A 1,069-nucleotide genomic window follows, 5' to 3' on the forward strand; every position below is an offset into this window, starting at 1 on the left:
GGAATCGCTAGTAATCGTGGATCAGAATGCCACGGTGAATACGTTCCCGGGCCTTGTACACACCGCCCGTCACACCATGGGAGTGGGCTGCAAAAGAAGTGGGTAGCTTAACCTTCGGGGGGGCGCTCACCACTTTGTGGTTCATGACTGGGGTGAAGTCGTAACAAGGTAGCCCTAGGGGAACCTGGGGCTGGATCACCTCCTTACCTATACGACTAACTTAATGTTTGTTGAGTGTTCACACAGATTTGCTTGATARAAGAAAGAGTAAAAGATGGGTCTGTAGCTCAGCTGGTTAGAGCGCACCCCTGATAAGGGTGAGGTCGGTGGTTCAAGTCCACTCTGACCCACCAAATCTTCGTTCTCCTTTGTTAAATTAACACTCGTTTAGTGAACTAAACGTCGCGTTAATTTGYCGCGGATAACTCGATTTGGCAAACCAATCCTTTTAGAGGTTTGGAACATCTTACTTACTCGCACTGCATGTAAATGGGGCTATAGCTCAGCTGGGAGAGCGCCTGCCTTGCACGCAGGAGGTCTGCGGTTCGATCCCGCATAGCTCCACCATTTACACCTTATTCTGACTTTATTGCAAAGTAATAAGGCATATGCACTATGGATAGAGATGCCAAAGATAAACTAAAAAATTATCTTTGGCTTTTTTAAGCCCGCTCTTTAACAATTTGGAAAGCTGATAGTATTTAATTGCATGAGTCTGTCATGTKATTAATTACAAAACGTTTAATGCGMAAGCATTGAACATGAGTTCTCAAACACTTTATTAAGTGTCTTGAATATTCAATAGTAAATTATTCTTTGCTGAATAGTTTACGTCTAAGGCGCGTCCACTTCTTTGGTCAGAAGTGAGACAAGTAAAACCAAGCTGGTCGCAATGCGGCGCAGATGAGTGAAACTCATTTGGGTTGTATGGTTAAGCGACTAAGCGTATACGGTGGATGCCTTGGCAGTCAGAGGCGATGAAGGACGTAGTAACTTGCGAAAAGCGTTGGCGAGCTAGTAACAAGCATTTGAGCTAACGATGTCCGAATGGGGGAACCCAGCAGCATAA

Annotated in this window: 2 tRNA genes and 2 rRNA genes; all 4 read left to right on the forward strand. The window is 45.1% G+C overall.

The features are described 5' to 3' along the window. Nucleotides 1-206, forward strand: a 16S ribosomal RNA gene (locus tag L5M29_RS23630); the annotation flags it as partial. A gap of 70 nt (nucleotides 207-276) precedes the next feature. Beyond that, a tRNA-Ile gene (locus tag L5M29_RS23635) sits at nucleotides 277-353 on the forward strand. Between the two features lie 138 nt (nucleotides 354-491). Beyond that, nucleotides 492-567, forward strand: a tRNA-Ala gene (locus L5M29_RS23640). A gap of 362 nt (nucleotides 568-929) precedes the next feature. Next, nucleotides 930-1,069: ribosomal RNA gene (locus L5M29_RS23645) — 23S ribosomal RNA — on the forward strand; the annotation flags it as partial.

Source organism: Shewanella sp. SM95 (genome assembly GCF_025653595.1).
Classification (GTDB): Bacteria; Pseudomonadota; Gammaproteobacteria; order Enterobacterales; family Shewanellaceae; genus Shewanella; species Shewanella oncorhynchi.